We start from the raw sequence: 20,357 nt of genomic DNA on the forward strand, positions 1-20,357 counted from the left end.
TGGCAAACAGAAGGTATTTTGAGTTTGAAGCGCAACAGAAGAGTGTTTACCATTCTGCCATCAGATAAAGTTGAGCAAATGGAGTTAAGCAAGTAAATGCAGATAGATCGACATTCTCAGCCCCAACGTCCGGCTAAGCCAACAGAGGAAATAGAAGAGGACTTGTTTGATTACTTCTATGATCAAGCAGGTAGTGTACCAGGAACACTCACCATTGAGGCAGATGCTCAACCTTCCCAGATAGTTCTCATTGACTACAACGAAGCTAAAGTCACGCGTCAGGTGAATCTAACGCCAGAAGCTTGTGCTTCTTACCTCGATACAGATTCAGTGTCTTGGGTTGATGTACTCGGTTTAGGTAGTGAAGATGTCTTACAGGGGTTGGGTGTGGTTTTTAAGTTACATCCGCTTGTCCTAGAAGATGTGGTCAATGTACCCCAGCGACCTAAAGTGGAAGACTATGGAGACCAATTGGTGATTATTACTCAGATGGTAATGCCCAAGAAAAAAACTGATGGTTTCTGGATTGAGCAAGTTAGTTTGGTGTTGGGTAAACATTATTTGCTCACGTTGCAGGAAGAACCGGAACGGGACTGTTTTAAGCCAGTGCGCAGGCGTATTCGCCAGAATAAAGGTATTATCCGCAAGTTTGGGGCAGATTATTTAGCTTATGCTTTGTGGGATGCGGTTATTGATGGATACTTTCCTGTGCTAGAAGAATACGGGGATCTAATTGACGAATTAGAAGATGAAGTAGTAATCAACCCCACCCATAAAACTTTGTCAAAAATTTATCAAATTAAACGGGAATTGCTAGCCTTGCGCCGCGCTATTTGGCCACAGCGGGATGCCATTAGTTCCCTAATGCGGGATAAAAGTTCTTTGATTAGTCCAGAGGTACAAGTTTACTTACGAGATTGTTATGATCACGCCGTTCAAGTTATAGACATTATCTCAACTTATAGAGAGCTAGCTTCCAGTTTGATGGATGTTTATTTATCCTCTGTTAGTAATAAAATGAATGAGGTGATGAAGCTACTGACAGTCATCTCAACAATTTTTATTCCCCTAACTTTTATTGCTGGGGTATATGGCATGAACTTTAATCCTCAAGCCTCTCCCTGGAATATGCCGGAACTTAACTGGTATTGGGGATACCCAGTTTGTTTATTAGCCATGATGGCGATCGCTTTGGGATTAGTCTACTTTTTCTGGCGACGTGGCTGGTTTGAGAGTTTTTCTAAACTCAAAGACGATTAGTGTAGTTTCCAGTTTCTTGCTTATCTTGCAAAAGTTTTCATAGCCAAGAACTAATGTTGTGCCTTGGTTGGTGCATCTGCCATTAGTTAAAAATTAGTCGTTGAGCAGGTAATGCCACTAGATAGTAAGACCAATAATAACCATTGCTATCGGTAAAAAATAAATGGTTGTACTCGCCCTCACTGCTGAATCTTTTTAAGAGTTTTGCAGAGACTAACTCAGGGAATTCAAAACTTGTTTCTTGACAACATTTTAGTAACTGAGTAGATGCTCTTTTTTAGTCTTGATATTTAGCCTCAGTCGAGGCGTTTTATCTAGGCTAGACTGACCGGATTATTTTAATAAAAGTTTTAGCTTTGCCAGTTTTTTCTCGCTACGAGCTTGAGAAATTCTAAACTGTAACTATTTGTACCATTATTAATTTTTATTTGTAATATTTTAGGTAATTAATGTAATTAATTACTTAGAGAGTTTTATGGACAAGCCTCAATCATCTAAACTACCTCTTTGGGTACAAGATAGAAATTCTGTTATCTCAAATAGTGCTGATGCTGAGTGGCGGTATCAAACACCTCCTGACTATTCCCGCCAAGATGAATCTTTCAAGCAAGAGAGTCAATTTAATTATCCGGAGGGTTCTCTAGAGGCGCTTGTTCATAACTTAGTGAGAACCTTTGAAATGGAGGCATCTTACAAGACTAACCCCGAACAGTGGTTGTCTATTGTTGCCGATAAGTTTAAGATTAGCACTAATGGTGGACCAGAGTACGAAGCCCAGGACATTGTAGACCAGGGAACATACAATCTATTCATGGGTGAGACTGAACACTATAGTCCGAAAACTGAAACCTTTGAATCATCGGGGCAGCTTTTCCACAATGCCTTTCCCAAGGGATTTCTCTGGGAGGTAACTGAGGTGCTTTCCGGCCCACCCAAGGTAACATTTAAGTGGCGCCATTGGGGAACCTTTAGTGGAGCTTATAAAGAATATGCACCCACAGGTGAAACTATAGAAATATGGGGCGTTAGTATTGCTAATCTTACTGAAGATTTGAAAATATTATCCATGGAACACTTCTTTGACAACAGCTTATTTTTGAGCAAATTAACCTCAGGCTGTCCCTTCCACTCTCAAAATAAGGTAGTAGATAAGTGACGAATTGACATCAATGAATTTGGAGTATAAAAATTCATTTATTCTCTCGCCGCCGTAGGGTTCCTAGTTCAGCTTCTGCGTGTTCGGCGTTTTTTTGTTGGTATAGTTTGTATCTATACAATTATCTATAGGTTTCCTCAATGCTTCCGGAGGAAAATTAACCGCAGATACACACAGATAAAAGATAGAGGCTTATCAACCAATGCAGGAGGTTCAATGAACGATAAGATTGAGCTGGGTAATTTTAAACAACAAGTAGCAGATTTATACAGCCAAAGAAGTGATTCCTACGACCAAGGTTATTTTCATCCTTTACTTGCTCATTGCCTCGTTGAATATGCAGCCATAGAACCTGGTCAAAAAGTTTTGGATATTGCTACAGGTACAGGATTAGTTGCTATTGAAGTGGCGCAACTCGTAGGTGTTGATGGTCAGGTAGTGGGAGTTGATATTTCCAAGGGTTTACTTAATCAAGCTAAAAAAAAGATAAAGGAAGCCAGTCTGAACAATATCAAACTAGTGCTAGCAGATGCAGAAACTCTAGACTTTCCTGATGAGAGTTTTGAAACAATTCTGTGCTGTTCGGCGCTTCCTCTGATGACTAATGTTCCGGCTGATTTGTGCTTATGGCGTCGGTTTCTTAAGCAGCAGGGATTAATTGGTTTGTGTGTTTTTGCCGAAACTGCTTTTGTTGCTGGTGCCGTCCTTCAGCAAGTTGCTAAAAGGTATGGTGTTTCCTTGCTGTTTAGTGATTTAACTGGTACAGAAGAGAAGTGTCATGCACTACTGCAAGAAGCAGGTTTTGAAGATATTGAAGTGAAAACTGAACAATTAGGCAGCTATATTAGCTTAAGTCAAGCTAAAAAAACTTGGGACGGCAGCCTAAACCATCCTCTATGTCGTCCCTTAAAGCAACTTTCCCCAGAGCAGTTGGAGCAAGTCAAGGTTGAGTATTTTGCGGAACTTGAAGCGTTGGTAACAGACCAAGGAATTTGGAACGATATTACTACTTTCTTTATTTTAGGTCGTAAGGCTAAGAAGTAAGTCTGACAGCAGTTTAGTGCATAACATCAGGACAGCATAAAGGTATCAAGCGCAGCGGTATCCCGAATGGTTTTATTTTCAGGAACCTGATAAGCTGTTGCTAACCAAATACTAGCTTGAAGCCTCAGCGCCACATTTTTACTGGTATCAAATGCAGCCTTAGTCAAATCACCAAGCTTTTCAAATTCAGCAATAATCTTTTCTATTACAGCATGATATGTTTGGTCAATTTTGGCAAGACATAGATTGTAGTATGTATCTATCTGACGCGGCAAATATTCAGTTCCTTTGCTAAAGTATTTCTTACTAATATCCATAACTATGCGCCCAGCAATTGTTCCTAAAACAGCACCGATAAGAGGAACTGGAACTAAAGTTTCTCCAAGTATAGAAGCCAAAGCTGCTGCCGCTGATTCCATACAAGCTAACTGACTCATCTCGGTAAATTGCTCGAAGGAAATTGCCCCAGTATTTAAATCGTTCACTAGACTAGCAACTACCTGACTAGCACTGACAAAAGAGCCAGCAAAGGGAGCAGACAGACTAGCAAAATTAGTTAAAGAGTAGATAGCTCCAGCAGCTCCTTTGGCAGTATCAATACCAACCTCTTGCCAATCCTCTGCCTTATAATCACCTTTGAAGGGATTTTTTCCTTGTTTATATTTTTCGCACAGCTTGAAAGCTAACTGAATTCCACCACCAATTAAAGCTCCTTTACTCGCTGCTTGAGCTACATCTCCTAAATTGGGTTGTGCCTCAGTTCGGATGCTCTGTTTAATTTGTTGATTTTCGCTGCTGAGCGCTTGCTGATGGCTATCCAAGGTATTGTGAATCTTGCCTTGCTGTACATGGCTGTATTCAGAAATACTAGGTTTAACTACCTCACGAAATGATTTGCCAGAAAGCTCTTCAATTGCTTGAGCTTTTTGCTGAATTTTTTGTATAATGCAGTTAGTTAACGGGACTTAAACGAAAATAAAGAGTTAATAAAGGTATAATTTAGGCATGGCAGCCATTTGACATTAGAGTGTAAGACAGGAAAGAGACAACCCCCGCCGCCATGCCTCCTTGCTTCGATAGATGGTGCAAACGCTTTGATGATGTCTGGAGACATCAAGCGCAAAAAAGGGAGTTTAGGAACTATATTGGGGGATTATTAGGGGAAAGTGAAGGAAAAAACCTGTCTCAAATGGCGGATAACGCGGTGGGAGTGACTTACCACCGATTACATCATTTTTTAACGGAAGCCCCCTGGAATGCTCAACAGGTAAATGAGCGGCGTCTACTGGTGATGAATCAGTGTAGCCCAACCCGAATAAGTAGAGGATTCACGTTAATTGTAGATGACTCAGGACATAGGAAAAGTGGCAATTTCACGGCGGGAGTAGGACGACAGTACATTGGAGAAATCGGGAAGACAGACAACGGAATAGTAGTGGTAACAACTCATCTATATGATGGGAAAAAAAGCCTACCGTTAGATATAGAGTTATCTCAACACGCTAGTTCTTTAGCTGAAGGAAAAAAAGATATTGAATTCCAGAAAAAGCCGGAGTTAGGCTTAGCATTAATTGACCGCAGCATGAACAGAGGATATCGACCGGGTATCGTATTAATTGATGCTGGGTATGGAAATAACACAACGTTTTTGCTGGAACTGGAAAAAAGGAAACTCAAGTATATAGGAGGATTAGCCAAAAACCGTAAGGTGATAATTGAAATAGGGATAAGTCAACGAGAAGAGATTCGCCTAGATAAGTTAGCCGAATCCTTGTCGCCAAAAGATTTTACCCCTGTTCAAATCAATCTAGATAAACTGAAAACCGTTTGGGTGGCTCCTGTAGAAGTTGAACTCTCACAGCTTGAAGGAAAGAGAACAATTGCTATCGTCATGAATGCCTCAACCTTCGACCAAGCTAGTGATGTTGACTATTTTATTACCAATGTTGAATCAACAAAAGCCACAGCCGATTGGATAGTAACTACCTACTCTCAAAGAAATTGGGTAGAAGTTTTCTATCGGGAAGCCAAAGGCTGGTTGGGTTTATCTGAATATCAAGTCAGAGATTATAGAAGCCTGATAAGACATTTCATGCTTGTGTTTTGTGCCTATACATTTATTTTATGGCACACTTTAACCGGAGGATTAAGACGGCGTTGGGCATCGAAACCTTTAAACACCTTTACTGAAGCATTAGAGGCGTTTCGGACAGCGATGTCTTTCCGTTTTATGGAGTGGTTGAACCACAATCGGGACGTATTCTTTGCTCACAAAGCTGCTTTGGGCTTTGTTTGGGCTTGAAATCTGTCTAAGTCCCATTAACCCTTCTACAGATTCACCATTTAGTACTTTTTGAATAGTCTGGTAATGGTCTTCTGGAATGTGTTAATAGGAACCATCTCTACCAAAATTCCCATACTTACCCATGTGTTTGAGTACATGGTCTAAGTTATTGCTAACGCCGTTGATAAACTTAGACTGAACCTGAATACCATCAATTAAGTAATCTGCGGGTGCTGTTCGACCAACCCCGTCAAAGGTTGCGTTTGTGGTTTGCTGGCGCAAATAGCTTCTGGCGTTACGGATACCGACTTCAACCTGCTCAGCAATCTCACCATGTTTGGTTTTATTGTTACCTAAAATATGCTCAGGAGTGCCAACAAAATCACGTACTTTTGCTACCTGTTCAATTGCCTTGGCAAAGGCAGCATCTTGACTGTCTAGAGAAGCTTGGAGCCGTTGGACATGGCGGAGATTATCCTCTGCCACCGTAGCAGAAAGTATCTGAGCTGTCTGGTGAATATTCTCTTTTATTGACTCTCTCGATTAGCTCAGCTTCTTATTTAATAATTGGGAAAGCGACCGAATATTATTAATCAGAGTCGTCAACTCTAGCTTTTGCTCAGTGCTGAAGTGTTGATAGTTTTTCGGGGCTTTAGTTTTGAGAAAGTTGAGTCCTGCATCAACACCCTCAACATGTTTTTGAGTTAAGGCCAATAGTTTGGCAATTTCTTCCCTCGCTGCTTTCAAAGTTGCAGTTTTTTCTTTTATCTTGGCAGTTTCCTCGGTGGCTTTCTTCGCAATTTCTGCATTGTTGTGTCCCAGCAAAAAAGCACTACCTAGCAACGCCGTGCCACCAATAGCCCAACCGACTGGTCCCGCCAACGCCAGCAGAGCATTACCTGCTGCCATCCCACCGCCACCCGTCGCCAGCGCACCACCACCAAGCCATGCTAGTGCAGCATTAGTTACAGCAGCGCCTGAGAGAGCTGAGATAGCTGTACCAGTGGAAGCAGTACCAAAGGTTGTTGCCATCGCCAGTGCTGCTGTTGGGCCAAAAGCTGCAAAACCAACTCCTGCTACTGTTCCCGCTCCTGTTATTGAACCGCTTACCTTGGCAGCTTTATCTGCCTCAGTATTAATTTGCTGTACTTCGTTGGTGAAATTATCATATTCAACCTTAAATTCGGACACTGACTTATCGAACTCTTTTGGTGAGTTGGCAAGAGTGTTGACGTATTGCTCACAAGCCAGAATAGTATACTTAGCAGTTGCTTGGCGTTTCTCGTAGAGCTTTGTGGCTCCTGCCATCACATCTGCTGCAATTGTCTGATATTCTTGATCGGCAGCTTTGAGTCTTGCTAAAGTTTCCTTCTTGAGGTCGCTATTGAGCATTTCTGGCTCCTTGGCTAATGCGTGTGTTACCTAAGCTCAAGATATTTTCCCTCAAATCACAAGACTCATCCGGAAATCAGCGTATGTGGCGGCGCTAGCTCTTTTCCAGATAGATCTAAAATCAGGATTACTGGTAAATTAATTGAAGATCCAGAATAAATTCTGGCAAGACATTTTCTCCTGATAGAGTTTCAGGAGATTGTAGAATCTCAATAGCTTGGCCCTGACGATAAATTTCAACTCGCCTATTTTTCGAGTCAATTAACCAACCAAGCTTTACTTGATTATCTATATATTCTTGCATCTTTGCCTGGAGGGTTTCTAAACTGTCACTGGCAGGCATTAGTTCTAAAATAAAATTGGGTGCGACGGGGGAAAATTTCTTCTTTTGTTCTGGAGTAAGTGCATCCCATCTTTCTTGTTTAATCCAGGAAACATCGGGAGAACGATTTGCACCATTAGGCAGTTTAAAACAAGTGGATGAATCGAAGACTTTACCTAACCTAGTTTGTCGATTCCAAATTACGAATTCAGCAGCAATTTCTGCATTATGGTTTCCTGTTTCTCCTCCCGTAGGTGGCATGATAATCAGTTCTCCCTTCGCATTCCGTTCAAATTTTGTCTCAGGATTTGCCCGACAGAGTTGGCAAAATTGGTCATCGCTGAATTCAATAGTAGGCTTAAAATTTATGATAATTCTAAAGAAATAGGTTAGCTGAGCTACTGTAGAAAGCAGTAATTACACTAATTCTTAATTAGGAAAAGTCTATCAAGTACTGTTTCTACAGCTTGATTAAGGACTGTTTGGTTTGTCTTGCAACTGTATTTAAACTTGCCGCATCTGCTGCTCAACCATCAGCTTTTCCCACTGCCTCAACTGCCGCCTCAAGTGCGATCGCAACATGCGTCCAATGGGTTCCCCCTTGACAAAATGCCACATAGGGTTCCCGCAGCGGCCCATCAGCAGAAAACTCAGAGGTACTACCATCAATAAAAGTTCCCCCAGCCATCACTAACTGACTCTCATAACCGGGCATAGCAGCAGGTACAGGATCAAGGTAGGAACCTACAGGTGAATGCTGCTGAATTACCCGACAGAAAGCGATCAACTTTTCCGGTGAACCCAGCTTAACTGCCTGAATCACATCGCGCCTCGGTGCCATTGGTGCAGGATTAACAGGATAACCCAATTGGTCAAACACATAGGCAGTTAAATGATTCCCTTTGATTGCTTCTCCCACCATTTGTGGTGCCAGGAATAAGCCTTGAAACAACAGTCGATTCTGCTCGAAGGTTGCGCCTCCACTACTGCCAATTCCCGGTGCCGTCAGCCTACAGGTAGCAGCCTCCACTAAGTCTGCCCTTCCTGCCACATAGCCGCCAGATGTGACAATTGTACCACCGGGATTTTTAATCAAAGAACCAGCAATTAAGTCCGCCCCCACGGCTGGAGGTTCACAATCTGCTACGAACTCGCCATAGCAGTTATCGACAAAGCAAACAGTGTCGGGATTTTGTTGTTTAACTAGCCTGACGATTTTTTCGATGTCAGCAAGAGAAAGACTAGATCGCCAGGAATAACCGCAGGAACGCTGAATTAGTACCAAGCGCGTGCGATCGCTTACTGCTTCTGCTAAGGCTTGCCAATCCACTTCTCCTTCAATAGTTAGTGGTAACTGGCGGTAATCAATGCCAAACTCTAATAGAGAACCTTGACCTTGACCTCGTAAACCGATGACTTCTTCAAGGGTGTCGTAAGGAGGGCCAGCTACTGCTAACATCTCGTCACCGGGACGCAGAACACCAAATAGGCAACAGGCGATCGCATGGGTTCCTGAAACAAACTGTACCCGTACAGCTGCTGCCTCGGCACCCATAACTTCAGCAAACACCTGGTCTAAAGTTTCACGACCTAAGTCATCATGACCGTAGCCGGTGACACCTGCGAAGTGGTGGACTCCGAGACGGTGAGTACGAAAGGAATCAAGAACTTTTTTGAGATTTTGCTTGACTATCGCGTCAATTCCGTAAAAGATCGGAAACAGTGCGTTTTGTGCTGCTTGCAGCTGCGGAAAGCTGTCCATTCAAATGTAGGTAGATTGTTGATCTTGGATTTTATAGCCAATCATAAATCTCAATACTTCCAGAACAGATGGAGATTTTAGACTTTGTATTTTCGTATTAGGCTTACTGCATGACAACTACCACCTTAAACAATCGAAGCTTCGATTGGCTCACTATCATCTATATGGCTCTCATTCATCTAGGAGCCATGTTTGCTTTACTCCCTAGCAACTTTAGCTGGAAGGCGGTTGCTTTAGTGGTTATTCTCCACTGGGTAACAGGTGGTTTAGGTATTACCCTAGGGTGGCATCGCCTGGTGAGCCACCGCAGTTTTCAGACTCCCAAGTGGTTAGAGTACTTCCTGGTTTTCTGCGGCACACTTGCCTGTGAAGGGGGAGTAATCAATTGGGTGGGATTACACCGCATCCATCACTTGCACTCTGATACTGAACCTGATCCCCATGATTCCAATCGAGGTTTCTGGTGGAGCCACATGGGTTGGATGTTACACCAAATCCCTGCTGACGAAGAAGTGCCTCGCTTCACCAAGGACATTGCTGATGATAAAGTTTATCAGTTTTTCGATAAATATTTTGTCCCGATCCAAGTTGTTCTAGGTCTTTTGCTTTATGCAATTGGTGGTTGGTCATTTGTGGTCTGGGGAATTTTTGTCCGGCTAGTTTTGGTATTTCACTGTACCTGGTTTGTTAACAGTGCAACCCACAAATTCGGTTATCGTACTTATGAGTCCAATGACCGCTCGAAAAACTGTTGGTGGGTGGCTTTGCTAACTTATGGTGAAGGTTGGCACAATAACCACCACGCCTATCAATACTCTGCTCGCCATGGCATGCAATGGTGGGAAATTGACTTGACCTGGATGACGATTAAGCTCCTACAGACGTTAGGTCTGGCACAGAAGGTAAGATTAGTTAATCAAGAGTTCAAGGTTGAAGGCTAAGGGCTGAAGGTTGCAGGTTTAAAGGTTGTAGTTTCAAAGACACTGGCGTAGCAGGAGTCGCTGCTTTCGTTTGTCTTAGGGCAACGTGCCTATGTTGAGATTTTTAACCTTCAACCTGCTAACCTCACTTACTTAAATTTAAAATTGACCGTTTCCTTGAACAACCTGCTTAAGGGTTGTCAGAGCCTCAAGGTTAATCATTCCTCGACGATATCCTTTCTGATTCGACATTCCCAGAAAAACTGAGTCTCCCCGTTTCGGGTTACGCGAAAATCTCGGTGAAGAATTAATGTAAACCGAGGCGCTGTCAACACCGATGGCAAACTGACGGCTTTCCTGGTAAGACTCTGTGACTAGGCAGTCAGCATGACCACTACTGTACTGGTTTATCCAAGCGATCGCTGAATCGATATTGCCGACTTTCTTGAAGGCAATAATCTTATCAAGATAAGCTTGGCTCCACTCAGAGGAGTCGACTAAAGTTAGATGTTCGGGAAACTCAGCCACCAATTCGGCATCACCTCTAAGCTTAAAGCCGTGTTTCTGAAGCTTTTCCCAAAGTTTGAGTAAGGATACGGATTCTTGGTGATGATTGAGCAGAACCTTTTCTATCGCATTTACAGGGTCTGGTTCACTAGCGTGAGAGTCTACTATCATTGAGCAGACCATATCTATAATGCCCGTAGCAGACCAATAAAGGTAGCAGTTACCCATCGCTGACTTGAGAACCGGTGCAGTTGACTGTTGCATTACGTACTGCACTAGGGTTGGTCTGCCGTAAGGAATCACTAGATTTAGATAGCGGTCTTGGGTTAAGAGGTCTTTCACCGAACTGCCTTGTTCTGAAGGTAATAGTTCTAGGCAGCCAGAGGGTAAACCGGTTTCTTCGATGGCACCCTGTAAAGCCTGAGCAATCACTTGGTTGGAGTTACTGGCTTCGCTACCTCCCCTGAGGATCAGAGAGTTACCAGTTTTGATACAAAAGCCAGCAGCGATTGCTCCCAACTCCGGAAATGCCTCATAGATTAAAGCAATCACACCCAACGGCATTAATTGGCAGTAAGTCTGAGAGTCGTCCAGTTGATAGGAAGCATTCATTACCCGCCGAATTGGGTCAGATAGCTCTCCGAGCCGATACAAAATTTCAATACTTGTTCCGAGCCGTTCTGGAGTTAGTTTTAACCACTCCCAAATGAGCTCCGGCACCGCCATTTCTCTACTGGCTTCTAAATCTAGAGTGTTGGCTTCTAAAATATCATCAAAGGAATTCTCAAGGGCCTGAGCCATTGCTTGAACGCCGCGAGAGCGGTCTACTCCTTTAGTCGTTGCTAGTTTTCGAGAAGCTCGATAAGCACGATTTAGAGCGTCTGTCTGATTATTGGCCTGATTGTTGGCCAAGCCACCACCATCCATTTTCATCTTCTACTAACGCCGGTAAGCTAGCCAAACCATTAGCGCTGGCAGTACAGCCAATAGCACAGCTAGTAAGGCCCAGAAAATGATACTTGGTCCTGTGGGAGAGCGTAGAGCTAACGGCAGCCAGACAATTAGCAGTACCAGGACAATTAGGAGAGCCACGGGTAGGTAGCTTTCTCCCAGACCAGCATTGGCTGTGATCCAGCGAGAGCCTGTCCAACGCCAAGCTTTTTTGTAGGGGTAGCTCGTGGACAGTTGCTCTATAACGTACCCACCTTCTTCTACCACAAAGATTTGCTGACAGCGATCGCAGCCTAAGGCTTCTGTCAGAGTAATCTGGACTAAACTCCCCTTGCGGCGACAAGGGCAGGGGTACTCAGCATCTAAATTAATTTTCTGAGCTTTCTGAGAGGGCACAGGCGCTATTTACAACCAATTAATATACTTCAATTTAGAGATTGTCTAACACGTCTAGGTGTTAATCTTTTTCAGTTACACCCTCGCAGGGTACGCTAAACCACTATTGCTTTGCAGCTTCCCAAACCTGGGCTTGGGCAATGGTCATAGATGACCCTTGTTCTTTTTCTTTAATATTAGCGCTTTCGTTCAGCTTGAACACTCTTTAAGTAGCATGTCTGCTCCTAATTCAGTTTTTCGTGTCCTTGATCATTTTATTCTGAGAATGGCTGCTCTAGCTTACCTGACCTTGAGAGGGATTTTGAAACACAGCATCACTTCAGAGAAATTCAGGGGAATTCATTTAAAAAGCGGGTAACGCGATTCGAACGCGCGACATTCACCTTGGCAAGGTGACGCTCTACCACTGAGCTATACCCGCATGACTTATTTAATCCTTTCCTAGTTTCTCAGAATAGAGAAAATTTGTCAACCTTTTTTTTGTCTGCTCCTACAGCTTGTCATGTCAATAGAGGTTGAGGGTTGGGTCATTAGTCATCGGTAATTGTCCATAAGTAGCTACCTTGTATACAATTACCGATGACTAAGATAATGCCCAACTTTTACCCCTAGAGGAGTAGGATGAACTCAAGATTCACCAGACTTCTCTTGCTCAATAGCTGTTTCTGGGGTAATCTGCCGCTGAGATTCACCGGGGAGGCTTTGGGCAGCCAAGGCACCTTGATCATAGGCACCATAGGGTGAGTTTAAGCCCTTGCCCCTAAACTGCTGCATTAGGCTTGCCATTTCTATGGCGTTCATGGCGTAGTTCCAACCCAGGTTGCTTTTAATCCCTGCCCGTTCCAGAGCTTGTTGCATAGTATCGGTTGTGACAATTCCAAAGATAACTGGCACACCTGTTTGAAAACTAGCCGCAGCAATTCCCTTAGATACTTCAGCCGCGACATAATCAAAATGAGGCGTTTGACCCCGAATAACTGCGCCAAGACAAATTACAGCATCATAACGATTGCTGAGCGCCGCTTGGCGAGCCATCAGAGGCACCTCAAAGCTACCGGGTACCCAAATATAGTCCACTTGAGTACCGTGAGGTTCAGGGTCAACACCGTGGCGTTTCAAGCAATCTTGGCACCCTGCTAACAGCTTGCCAGTTACTAAGTCGTTAAATCGACCAATAATAATTGCAAACCGTAGGTTAGTGACTGAAGTAAAGTTACCCTCGAAAACTGCCATGGTTGATTAGATTAAGTATTTGAGACTGACAACACCAGAATGGGCTATCTTCTCAATCTATACAACCAAAAAGTTCAAGGCACCAACCACAAGAACCAAAGCTATCCAGATGCCAGAACCAAGAAAAATCAAATTTTTTGATTGACTCCAGTTCTGAGGTGTGGCGTAGGCTACGGGAACACCAACCACCATGACGAAAGACAAGATAACTAAAGCAGCAAGTGATATTTGGAATATGATAGACATTTTCTTTTTCTTCTCCGGAAAACCTGAGTTACATCTTTCCTGATTAGTACGCTACCAAAATTTGGTACATTTTTGCCGACTCTGTTTCTGGCAGTTGTTTCATCAGTTAGTATGGGGAACCCTAAAGTGGCATGTTGTGCCTGTCAAAGGCAGTTTCAAAAATTTCGGCAAGGAGTCCCCAGATTATGGATCTGATTTTGTGCCATACAACCGCCGACTTTGATGCTCTAGGAGCTGCGGTAGGTTTAACACGCTTGAAAGCCGGAGCCAAGATAGTCTTAACTGGTGGCGCTCATCCTGCTGTTAGAGATTTTCTGGCTTTACATCGGGATGAATATTCCCTAATAGAACGTCGTGCTGTCAACACCCAACAGATTCAAACAGTGATCGTAGTTGATAGCCAAAAGCGCGATCGCTTAGGGAAAGCTGCTGAGTGGTTAGATTTGCCTCAGTTACAATCTGTAGAAGTCTACGACCATCACCTAGACACCCAGACAGATATACCAGCTACACACACTCAGATTGAGCCAGTGGGAGCAACCACAACCCTAATTACCGAACAGTTGCAGCAAAGTTCGATCCGGTTAACCACTGCTGAAGCCACAGTAATGGCGCTGGGAATCCATGTAGATACAGGTTCCTTAACCTTTGAGTCCACAACACCGCGAGACGCGGCCGCTTTAACCTGGCTAATGCAGCAAGGCGCTGCGCTGCGGCAAATTGCTACCTACGTAGATCCCGGACTCTCTCCCCGATTGCAAGAACTGTTGAAGCTAGCCCTGGGCAATCTACAATCACAAACTCACTTGGGCTACACCGTTTCCTGGGTAATACTTCAAACCTCCGACTATGTGCCAGGATTATCGAGCCTAGTGTCGCGATTGATGGAACTGACGGAAAGTGATGCACTGCTTTTGGCGTCTGAGTACCGAGGAATAGAGCAAGATAGTGATAGATTTTCAGTTTATCAGCCAGCAAATCCACCCGCAATCCCCAATCCTAGAGTTCGTTTAACAGTGATTGGGCGATCGCGTATTGAGGGAAGCAACTTGAACAAGTTATTTGAACCCCTAGGAGGCGGGGGACATTCCCAAGCAGCATCAGTAACCCTTAGAGAAGTTAATCCTCTAGAAATTATTGAGCAGCTAGTTAAACAACTTACAGACCAAATTCCCCAACCCCTAAAAGCACGGGATTTGATGTCATCGCCCGTACGCACGATTCGGCCCGAAACAACCATTAGTGAAGCCCAGAGAATTTTGTTGCGCTATGGTCATTCGGGGTTGTCAGTAGTGGACGAAACGGACCAGCTAGTAGGGGTTGTCTCGCGACGAGACATTGATTTAGCGCTGCACCATGGCTTTGCCCATGCCCCAGTCAAGGGTTATATGAGCAAAAATTTAAGGACAATTAACCCCGAAACTTCTCTACAGATAATTGAGTCCATCATGGTGACTTACGATATCGGACGTTTACCGGTCTTAGAGGAGGATCAGTTAGTAGGAATTGTCACTCGCACCGACGTTCTGCGGCAACTCCATCAAGACAAAACCATAGACGCGGAAGAAGACTCTTACCAATTACCGATTGCTGACCCCCAATCAGCAATCACGAATCTCCGGAAGCGCCTTGATCCGCAGCTTTGGCAACTACTCAGTCAAGCTGCAGAAGAAGCCCACAAGCGAGGCTGGCATCTCTACCTAGTTGGAGGTGCCGTGCGTGACTTATTACTGGCAGACACGTCTGATACTCTACTGCTCAAAGATATTGACTTGGTAGTAGACGGTTTTCATCGCTCCGCTGACACTGGTGCTGGAGTAGCCCTAGCTCAAGCACTACAGCAAAGTTATCCTGGGGGCCGCTTAGAAGTACATGGTGCTTTTCAAACTGCTGCCTTGTTATGGCACAATGACCCTGTTTTAAAATCTCTATGGATAGATATTGCTACTGCCAGGACAGAGTTCTATCCCTATCCGGCGGCTAATCCGGAAGTTGAAGCCAGCTCAATCCGCCAAGATCTATACCGTCGAGACTTTACCATCAATGCTTTGGCTGTTCGCTTAACGCCTTCCCGTGATAGTAAGTTGCCCCTGTTAGATTTTTTTGGGGGTTTACTCGATTTGCGATCGCGTTTAATTCGGGTATTGCACGCTAACAGCTTTATTGAAGACCCCACCAGGATTTATCGAGCAGTAAGGTTTGCAGTACGCCTGGGATTTAAAATTGAACCTCAAACTGAAGCTTATATCAAATATGCCATTGAAAGTGGGGTTTATGAGCGATCACTGGCCACCCACGGCAAAGCACCAGCCCTCCAGACGCGACTCAAAGCAGAACTCAAGCACATTTTGCAGGAACCTTACTGGGAAAGTTCTCTGCAATTACTAGCTTCTTTGGAAGCACTGCGCTGTATTCATCCCAGCCTAAAACTCAATATTCAACTATGGTGGCGAGTACGTTTGGTTGATCGCTGGCTACGTCGGTTTGACCCTGGGGAAACCCTAAAACATTGGCAGATGCGTTTGGAAGTTTTGATTGCTCATCTGGCTCCCGAAGTGCGCGCTTTGGTGGCAAGTAATTTACAGTTGACGTTAGATAGTATCGAGCGATTACAACAGCTAGCACAAGCCCAAAAAGAAATAGTAGAAACTCTACCAAAGTGTCAGCTCAAAAGTGAAATAGTTGAATTTTTGCGCCAGTATGATTTACCTACTTTGGTTTTAATTGCTGTCCAAAATACCAGAACCATTAGGCGTAAAATCTGGCAATATCTCACCACTTTAGCTGATGTTGAAGCGCCATTAAACGGCAATGATCTCAGAAAATTAGGCTATAAACCAGGCCCACAATATCGAGAAATGCTGGATGCACTTTTAGCTGCAACACTAGATGAAGTAGTTCGGGATAAGGCTGAGGCGCAAGCTTTTTTGGATCAACATTTTCCCTTAACTCATACTTAAGCAACCGCACTCAAAAGAGCATTGCTGGTTAATTTACCATCTTCCATTTGCACAATGCGATCGGCAACATCCAAGATGCGATTATCATGGGTAACGAGCAAAATTGTACAACCCTGTTCCTTAGCTAAAGTCTGCATTAAGTTCACCACATCCCTACCTGATTTGCTGTCTAGAGCAGCGGTGGGTTCATCTGCTAGCACAATTTTGGGATGGCTAACTAAGGCACGAGCGATCGCTACTCGCTGTTTTTGTCCACCCGAAAGATCATCAGGATAATAGTTAAGGCGATCTCCTAATCCCACGTGTTCTAGCATTTGGGCAGAGCGTTTTTGTATTTCTGGTAACGACAACTGTGGATGTAACTCTAATCCCATTTTGACGTTTTGCAAGGCGGTTAGGCTACTGTGTAAGTTATGTGCCTGAAAGATATAACCGTTAGAGCGTCGGGCTAGGGTTAACTGTTGCGAACTGGCACCACAGAGTTCTTTTCCTAACACTTCGAGACTCCCTATTTGAGCAGAGCGTAATCCCCCGACTAAGGTTAACAGGGTAGTTTTGCCAGAGCCAGAAGGCCCAGTCATGATCACAATTTCACCAACATTAATGTCTAGATTAATTTCAAAGAGAACTTGTTTTTGTAGTTGACCTTTACCGAAGTGATGGTTGAGGTTATGGATGGAAATAGCAATTTCAGAAGACTGAGATGGTAGCATTATTAATTATTACTTATTACTTACAGTTTGACTATTTCAAGTATTTTATTATTAGTATTAGAACATATCAGCCGGGTCAGCTGATTGCAGTTTGCGAGTTGCGATCGCTCCTGAAATAAAACACATGATCAAGGTCAAAATAAAGACTAGTAAGGCTCGTGAAACTGTCATAGCGATGGGCAATGCGGTAGCTTTGGCGGCTAGTTGATAAATTCCTATAGGCAAAATCAATCCGGGGATAAAGCCCAAGAAAGCCAGAATTAGTGCTTCTTCAAACACGATGAGCAACAAATACCTATTGCGATAGCCCATCGCCTTAAAAGTGGCATATTCTCTTAAGTGAGCGTTGACATCAGTGGAGAGTACCTGATATACCAGCACAATTCCCACAACAAATGCCATGGCTGTGCCAATGCCAAAAATGAAGCCAATCGGGCTTTCTTTTGTCCAGAATGCCATCTCAAACTCGATATATTCTTCGTGAGTGAGCACTCTCACGTCATCGGGAAGATGAGACTTAAGCACAGTAGCAACCTGCGCTGGTTCGTAGCCCGGTTTTACCTCAATTAAGCCTAAGCTAACACTGCCTGCTTCTCGACGAGGAAACAGCAATAAGAAGTTTTGATCACTAGTGATTAACAGCCCGTCTGCCCCAAAAGAAGCGCCCAATGTAAACAATCCTTCTAGAGAAATGGTGCGCCGTTCGACCTCAGTAGTGACTTTCTGTCCTTGCTCAATCTGGGCAATTGCCTGTTGGTAATCACCTCTAGAAGTGCGATCAAACAAAACTGTATCAGGTAGCTTAATTTTGTCGAGTTGCTGATTCACCTCTGATAAAGTAAGAGCGGAGTGTTGAGGGTCAAACCCAATAATCTGAATAGTTGTTTCTTTGCGAGTTTGCGGATTCTTCCAAGCAATGGTGTTGGAATAAAACGCTTCTGCCGACTTAACCCCTTCGACATCCATTGCCTGATAGAGTCGTCGTCGCGAAACCGTCGATAGATTTTGCGTACTCCGGGCTTTGGGACTGAGTAACACAATGTCAGCCTGTAGGGTGCGACTCAGTTGAGTGTTGCTATCGTAGAGAGCACTCTGGAAGCCAAGTTGCAAGAACATCAGCACGTCAGCAAAGGCAATGCCAGACAAGGCGACGAGCAAGCGGCTGCGTTCATGGCTTAGTTGCAGCCATCCCAGTGGCGTGCGTCGTTGCAGTTGTTGAATGAAGCCAATCATTGTTCAATTACCACCATAACTTGCAAGTTTGTCAATTTTGCTGCTTTCTGACTCGATTGAGCATCTAGTGCTATATGCACTTCAATCACCCTGGCATCTGTATTGGTGGTGGGATCTGTGTTGATTACCTGTTGCCGTCGCACCTGCGCATCAATCCACTCTACGGTGCCAGAAAGCTGACCAGCAAGGGAATCACTGCTGATTTGTACTTGTTGTCCTGGCTTCACTTTACTGATGTCGCTTTGATACACTTCTGCGATCGCATACATCTGCTGGGTTTGTCCAATTTCCACAATGCCATCGCTAGAAACTACTTCACCTGCACGAGTATGAATATCCAGGATTTCGCCATCTATGGGGGATTTGACGTATGCTTGCTCTAATTCTGCCTTGGCTTGATTCCAGCCAGCCAAAGCACGATCAACTTCTACCTGATTTGCTTTGACATCTACTGGACGTACTTGGGCAATTCTTTCTAGAGTAGCTGTTGCTTGATTTAGCTGTGCCGGACTAGTAGACTCAATCCGAGCTAATATGGCTTTTGCCTCTTGTAGATTTTTTTGCGCTGTTTCTAAGGTTAAACGCCTGCTATCTAGATCGGAGGCGGAAATTCCTCCTTCTTGGTACAGTAATTGATACCGATTGAATTCCCTCTCCGCATTGCGCAGCTGCGAATCTAGCCGCTCAATGGTTGCCTTTTGAGCCTCAATATCACCATGGCGTTGCGCTCTTAATCTAACAATTTCTGCCCGTTGCGCTTCAATTTCCCCTTGTTTAGCTCCAGCTTGGGTGATGGCAAGGTTTGCTTGTGCTAGCCTCACGTCTTCTTGAGCCTTGTCTAATGATGCTTGGAGGCGATCGTGACTATCTAAAATTGCTATCACTTGTCCTGCTGTGATGCGATCGCCTTCCTGCACCAGCAGTTGCTCAACTCGATTGCCATTATTAGAGGTGGGAGCAGAGAGTTTAATTACTTCTCCCTTCGGCTCTAGGCGGCCCAAAGACGTTACTGTTTTACTTACTGGTTGACTAACTTCTGTCGTTTGGTTCGCTGCTGTTTGAGTAGTCTGATAACGCCACAATTGGTAGGTAAGCAACCCACCCAGGAAAAGCAGTAGGGTAGCAATCACACTCCAGCGGCGCGTTTCGGTGAAGGAACTGCCCACGGTTGCTTTTTGTAGCATGGGTGAACTCCTGGTTCTGCTAAAGATTACTAAACTAAACAGTTTAGTTTGAATACTTATAGACTAAACTGTTTAGTACAACGACGTCAAGAGCTATGCTTATGCTTAAAGCCAATCAATTTTGTTGTCTGAAGTTCCCCTAGCCTGAGTACAGAATCCCAACCAGACCATGAGAAAACCCAACAAGGTCGAGCGTGAGTTGTCCAACGAAAAAACTGAAGCGATTTTAGATGGCGCAATGCAGGAGTTTTTGGCAAACGGCTATGCAGCCACCAGTATGGACAAAATTGCTGCCGCCGCTAGTGTTTCCAAAGCAACGGTTTACAGCTACTTTCAAGACAAGGAAAGGTTATTCACTGTACTCATCCAACATTTGGCCCAAAAAAAGGAATTATTTAATCTACAAAAACTTCATGCAATGCAGGGAGAACCAGCCATTGTTCTCAAAAGCTTTGCTGATGGAATGCTTAACAATATTGCCGCCGATCCACAGATTCTGACATTTTTACGAGTGATTATTGGTGAGTCAGGACGTTTTCCAGAGTTAGCACGAGCATTTGTGCAGAATATTGAGAAACCAACTCTTGAACTGCTCACACAATACTTAACATCCCGTTCTGAACTCCAACTTCGGGATCCTGAAGTTGCGGCGCGAGCTTTTATTGGAGGAATCATCCACTTTGTACTGCTGCAAGAAGTACTCCATAGCGGTGATCTTGTACCAATGGAACGGGATCGACTCCTAGACAACTTACTTGAGTTGATCATTAGACCTCTTGCAAAAGTCCAGTAAA

At 44.1% G+C, this 20,357-nt stretch carries 19 protein-coding genes and 1 tRNA gene; 7 read left to right on the plus strand and 13 right to left on the minus strand.

The features are described 5' to 3' along the window. Nucleotides 1-96: 96 nt before the first annotated feature. The 3 genes from corA to ACT7WV_RS14070 all read left to right on the plus strand — a co-directional run bounded on the left by corA (nt 97) and on the right by ACT7WV_RS14070 (nt 3,460). A complete protein-coding gene (gene corA, locus ACT7WV_RS14060; RefSeq protein WP_445103488.1) occupies nt 97-1,260 on the plus strand; it encodes a magnesium/cobalt transporter CorA in 1,164 nt (387 codons plus the stop codon). A gap of 475 nt (nt 1,261-1,735) precedes the next feature. Further along, the gene (locus tag ACT7WV_RS14065) at nt 1,736-2,416 is read left to right on the plus strand and encodes a SnoaL-like polyketide cyclase (RefSeq protein ID WP_445103489.1); all 681 of its coding nucleotides are present in this window, start codon (nt 1,736-1,738) and stop codon (nt 2,414-2,416) included. 216 nt (nt 2,417-2,632) lie between these two features. Continuing rightward, nucleotides 2,633-3,460, plus strand: a complete 828-nt coding sequence (locus ACT7WV_RS14070) for a class I SAM-dependent methyltransferase (protein WP_445103490.1) — start codon at nt 2,633-2,635, stop codon at nt 3,458-3,460. Between the two features lie 26 nt (nt 3,461-3,486). Here the strand turns inward: ACT7WV_RS14070 and ACT7WV_RS14075 are convergent, their stop codons facing one another. Then, the gene (locus ACT7WV_RS14075) at nt 3,487-4,281 is read right to left on the minus strand and encodes a hypothetical protein (protein ID WP_445103491.1); all 795 of its coding nucleotides are present in this window, start codon (nt 4,279-4,281) and stop codon (nt 3,487-3,489) included. Nucleotides 4,282-4,520: 239 nt separating this feature from the next. Between ACT7WV_RS14075 and ACT7WV_RS14080 the strand changes: the two genes are divergently transcribed. Continuing rightward, complete coding sequence (locus ACT7WV_RS14080) at nt 4,521-5,762, plus strand: IS701 family transposase (RefSeq protein ID WP_445101212.1); 1,242 nt, start codon at nt 4,521-4,523, stop codon at nt 5,760-5,762. A gap of 84 nt (nt 5,763-5,846) precedes the next feature. On the opposite strand, the gene ACT7WV_RS14085 is transcribed toward ACT7WV_RS14080, so the two are convergent. The 4 genes from ACT7WV_RS14085 to ACT7WV_RS14100 all read right to left on the minus strand — a co-directional run bounded on the left by ACT7WV_RS14085 (nt 5,847) and on the right by ACT7WV_RS14100 (nt 9,220). Then, complete coding sequence (locus ACT7WV_RS14085) at nt 5,847-6,230, minus strand: hypothetical protein (RefSeq protein WP_445103492.1); 384 nt, start codon at nt 6,228-6,230, stop codon at nt 5,847-5,849. Nucleotides 6,231-6,287: 57 nt separating this feature from the next. Then, nucleotides 6,288-7,136 carry a hypothetical protein gene (locus tag ACT7WV_RS14090; protein ID WP_445103493.1) on the minus strand — a complete coding sequence of 283 codons (849 nt, stop codon included), beginning with the start codon at nt 7,134-7,136 and terminating at the stop codon, nt 6,288-6,290. Between the two features lie 127 nt (nt 7,137-7,263). After that, entirely contained in the window at nt 7,264-7,833 is a 570-nt protein-coding gene (locus ACT7WV_RS14095) for a Uma2 family endonuclease (protein WP_445105652.1), read from the minus strand. Between the two features lie 151 nt (nt 7,834-7,984). Further along, a complete protein-coding gene (locus ACT7WV_RS14100; RefSeq protein WP_445103494.1) occupies nt 7,985-9,220 on the minus strand; it encodes a methionine gamma-lyase family protein in 1,236 nt (411 codons plus the stop codon). A gap of 110 nt (nt 9,221-9,330) precedes the next feature. On the opposite strand from ACT7WV_RS14100, the gene ACT7WV_RS14105 reads away from it, so the two are divergent. Further along, nucleotides 9,331-10,161, plus strand: a complete 831-nt coding sequence (locus tag ACT7WV_RS14105) for an acyl-CoA desaturase (RefSeq protein WP_445103495.1) — start codon at nt 9,331-9,333, stop codon at nt 10,159-10,161. A 138-nt stretch (nt 10,162-10,299) separates the two neighbouring features. On the opposite strand, the gene ACT7WV_RS14110 is transcribed toward ACT7WV_RS14105, so the two are convergent. From ACT7WV_RS14110 to psbZ, 5 genes are all read right to left on the minus strand, one after another. Further along, complete coding sequence (locus tag ACT7WV_RS14110) at nt 10,300-11,574, minus strand: glutamate-5-semialdehyde dehydrogenase (RefSeq protein ID WP_463424257.1); 1,275 nt, start codon at nt 11,572-11,574, stop codon at nt 10,300-10,302. A gap of 12 nt (nt 11,575-11,586) precedes the next feature. Continuing rightward, complete coding sequence (locus ACT7WV_RS14115) at nt 11,587-11,994, minus strand: hypothetical protein (RefSeq protein WP_445103497.1); 408 nt, start codon at nt 11,992-11,994, stop codon at nt 11,587-11,589. 349 nt (nt 11,995-12,343) lie between these two features. Continuing rightward, nucleotides 12,344-12,415: transfer RNA gene (locus tag ACT7WV_RS14120), tRNA-Gly, on the minus strand. 206 nt (nt 12,416-12,621) lie between these two features. Next, entirely contained in the window at nt 12,622-13,227 is a 606-nt protein-coding gene (gene ribH / locus ACT7WV_RS14125; RefSeq protein WP_445103498.1) for a 6,7-dimethyl-8-ribityllumazine synthase, read from the minus strand. A 57-nt stretch (nt 13,228-13,284) separates the two neighbouring features. Further along, the gene (gene psbZ, locus ACT7WV_RS14130) at nt 13,285-13,473 is read right to left on the minus strand and encodes a photosystem II reaction center protein PsbZ (protein WP_445103499.1); all 189 of its coding nucleotides are present in this window, start codon (nt 13,471-13,473) and stop codon (nt 13,285-13,287) included. 185 nt (nt 13,474-13,658) lie between these two features. On the opposite strand from psbZ, the gene ACT7WV_RS14135 reads away from it, so the two are divergent. After that, nucleotides 13,659-16,433, plus strand: coding sequence for a CBS domain-containing protein (locus ACT7WV_RS14135; protein WP_445103500.1), 2,775 nt, complete (start codon nt 13,659-13,661; stop codon nt 16,431-16,433). On the opposite strand, the gene ACT7WV_RS14140 is transcribed toward ACT7WV_RS14135, so the two are convergent. The 3 genes from ACT7WV_RS14140 to ACT7WV_RS14150 are packed head-to-tail and all read right to left on the minus strand — an operon-like array spanning nt 16,430 to nt 19,563. Next, complete coding sequence (locus ACT7WV_RS14140) at nt 16,430-17,146, minus strand: DevA family ABC transporter ATP-binding protein (RefSeq protein ID WP_445103501.1); 717 nt, start codon at nt 17,144-17,146, stop codon at nt 16,430-16,432. The two genes, ACT7WV_RS14135 and ACT7WV_RS14140, sit on opposite strands and share 4 nt — an antisense overlap. A 57-nt stretch (nt 17,147-17,203) precedes the next feature. Then, nucleotides 17,204-18,379, minus strand: coding sequence for an ABC transporter permease DevC (gene devC / locus ACT7WV_RS14145; protein ID WP_445103502.1), 1,176 nt, complete (start codon nt 18,377-18,379; stop codon nt 17,204-17,206). Then, nucleotides 18,376-19,563, minus strand: coding sequence for an ABC exporter membrane fusion protein (locus tag ACT7WV_RS14150; protein WP_445103503.1), 1,188 nt, complete (start codon nt 19,561-19,563; stop codon nt 18,376-18,378). The genes devC and ACT7WV_RS14150 overlap by 4 nt, the downstream gene beginning before the upstream one ends. 169 nt (nt 19,564-19,732) lie before the next feature. On the opposite strand from ACT7WV_RS14150, the gene ACT7WV_RS14155 reads away from it, so the two are divergent. Next, complete coding sequence (locus ACT7WV_RS14155; RefSeq protein ID WP_445103504.1) at nt 19,733-20,356, plus strand: TetR/AcrR family transcriptional regulator; 624 nt, start codon at nt 19,733-19,735, stop codon at nt 20,354-20,356. The last annotated feature ends 1 nt before the right edge of the window (nt 20,357 follow it).

This window comes from Symploca atlantica LB2515 (genome assembly GCF_052546295.1).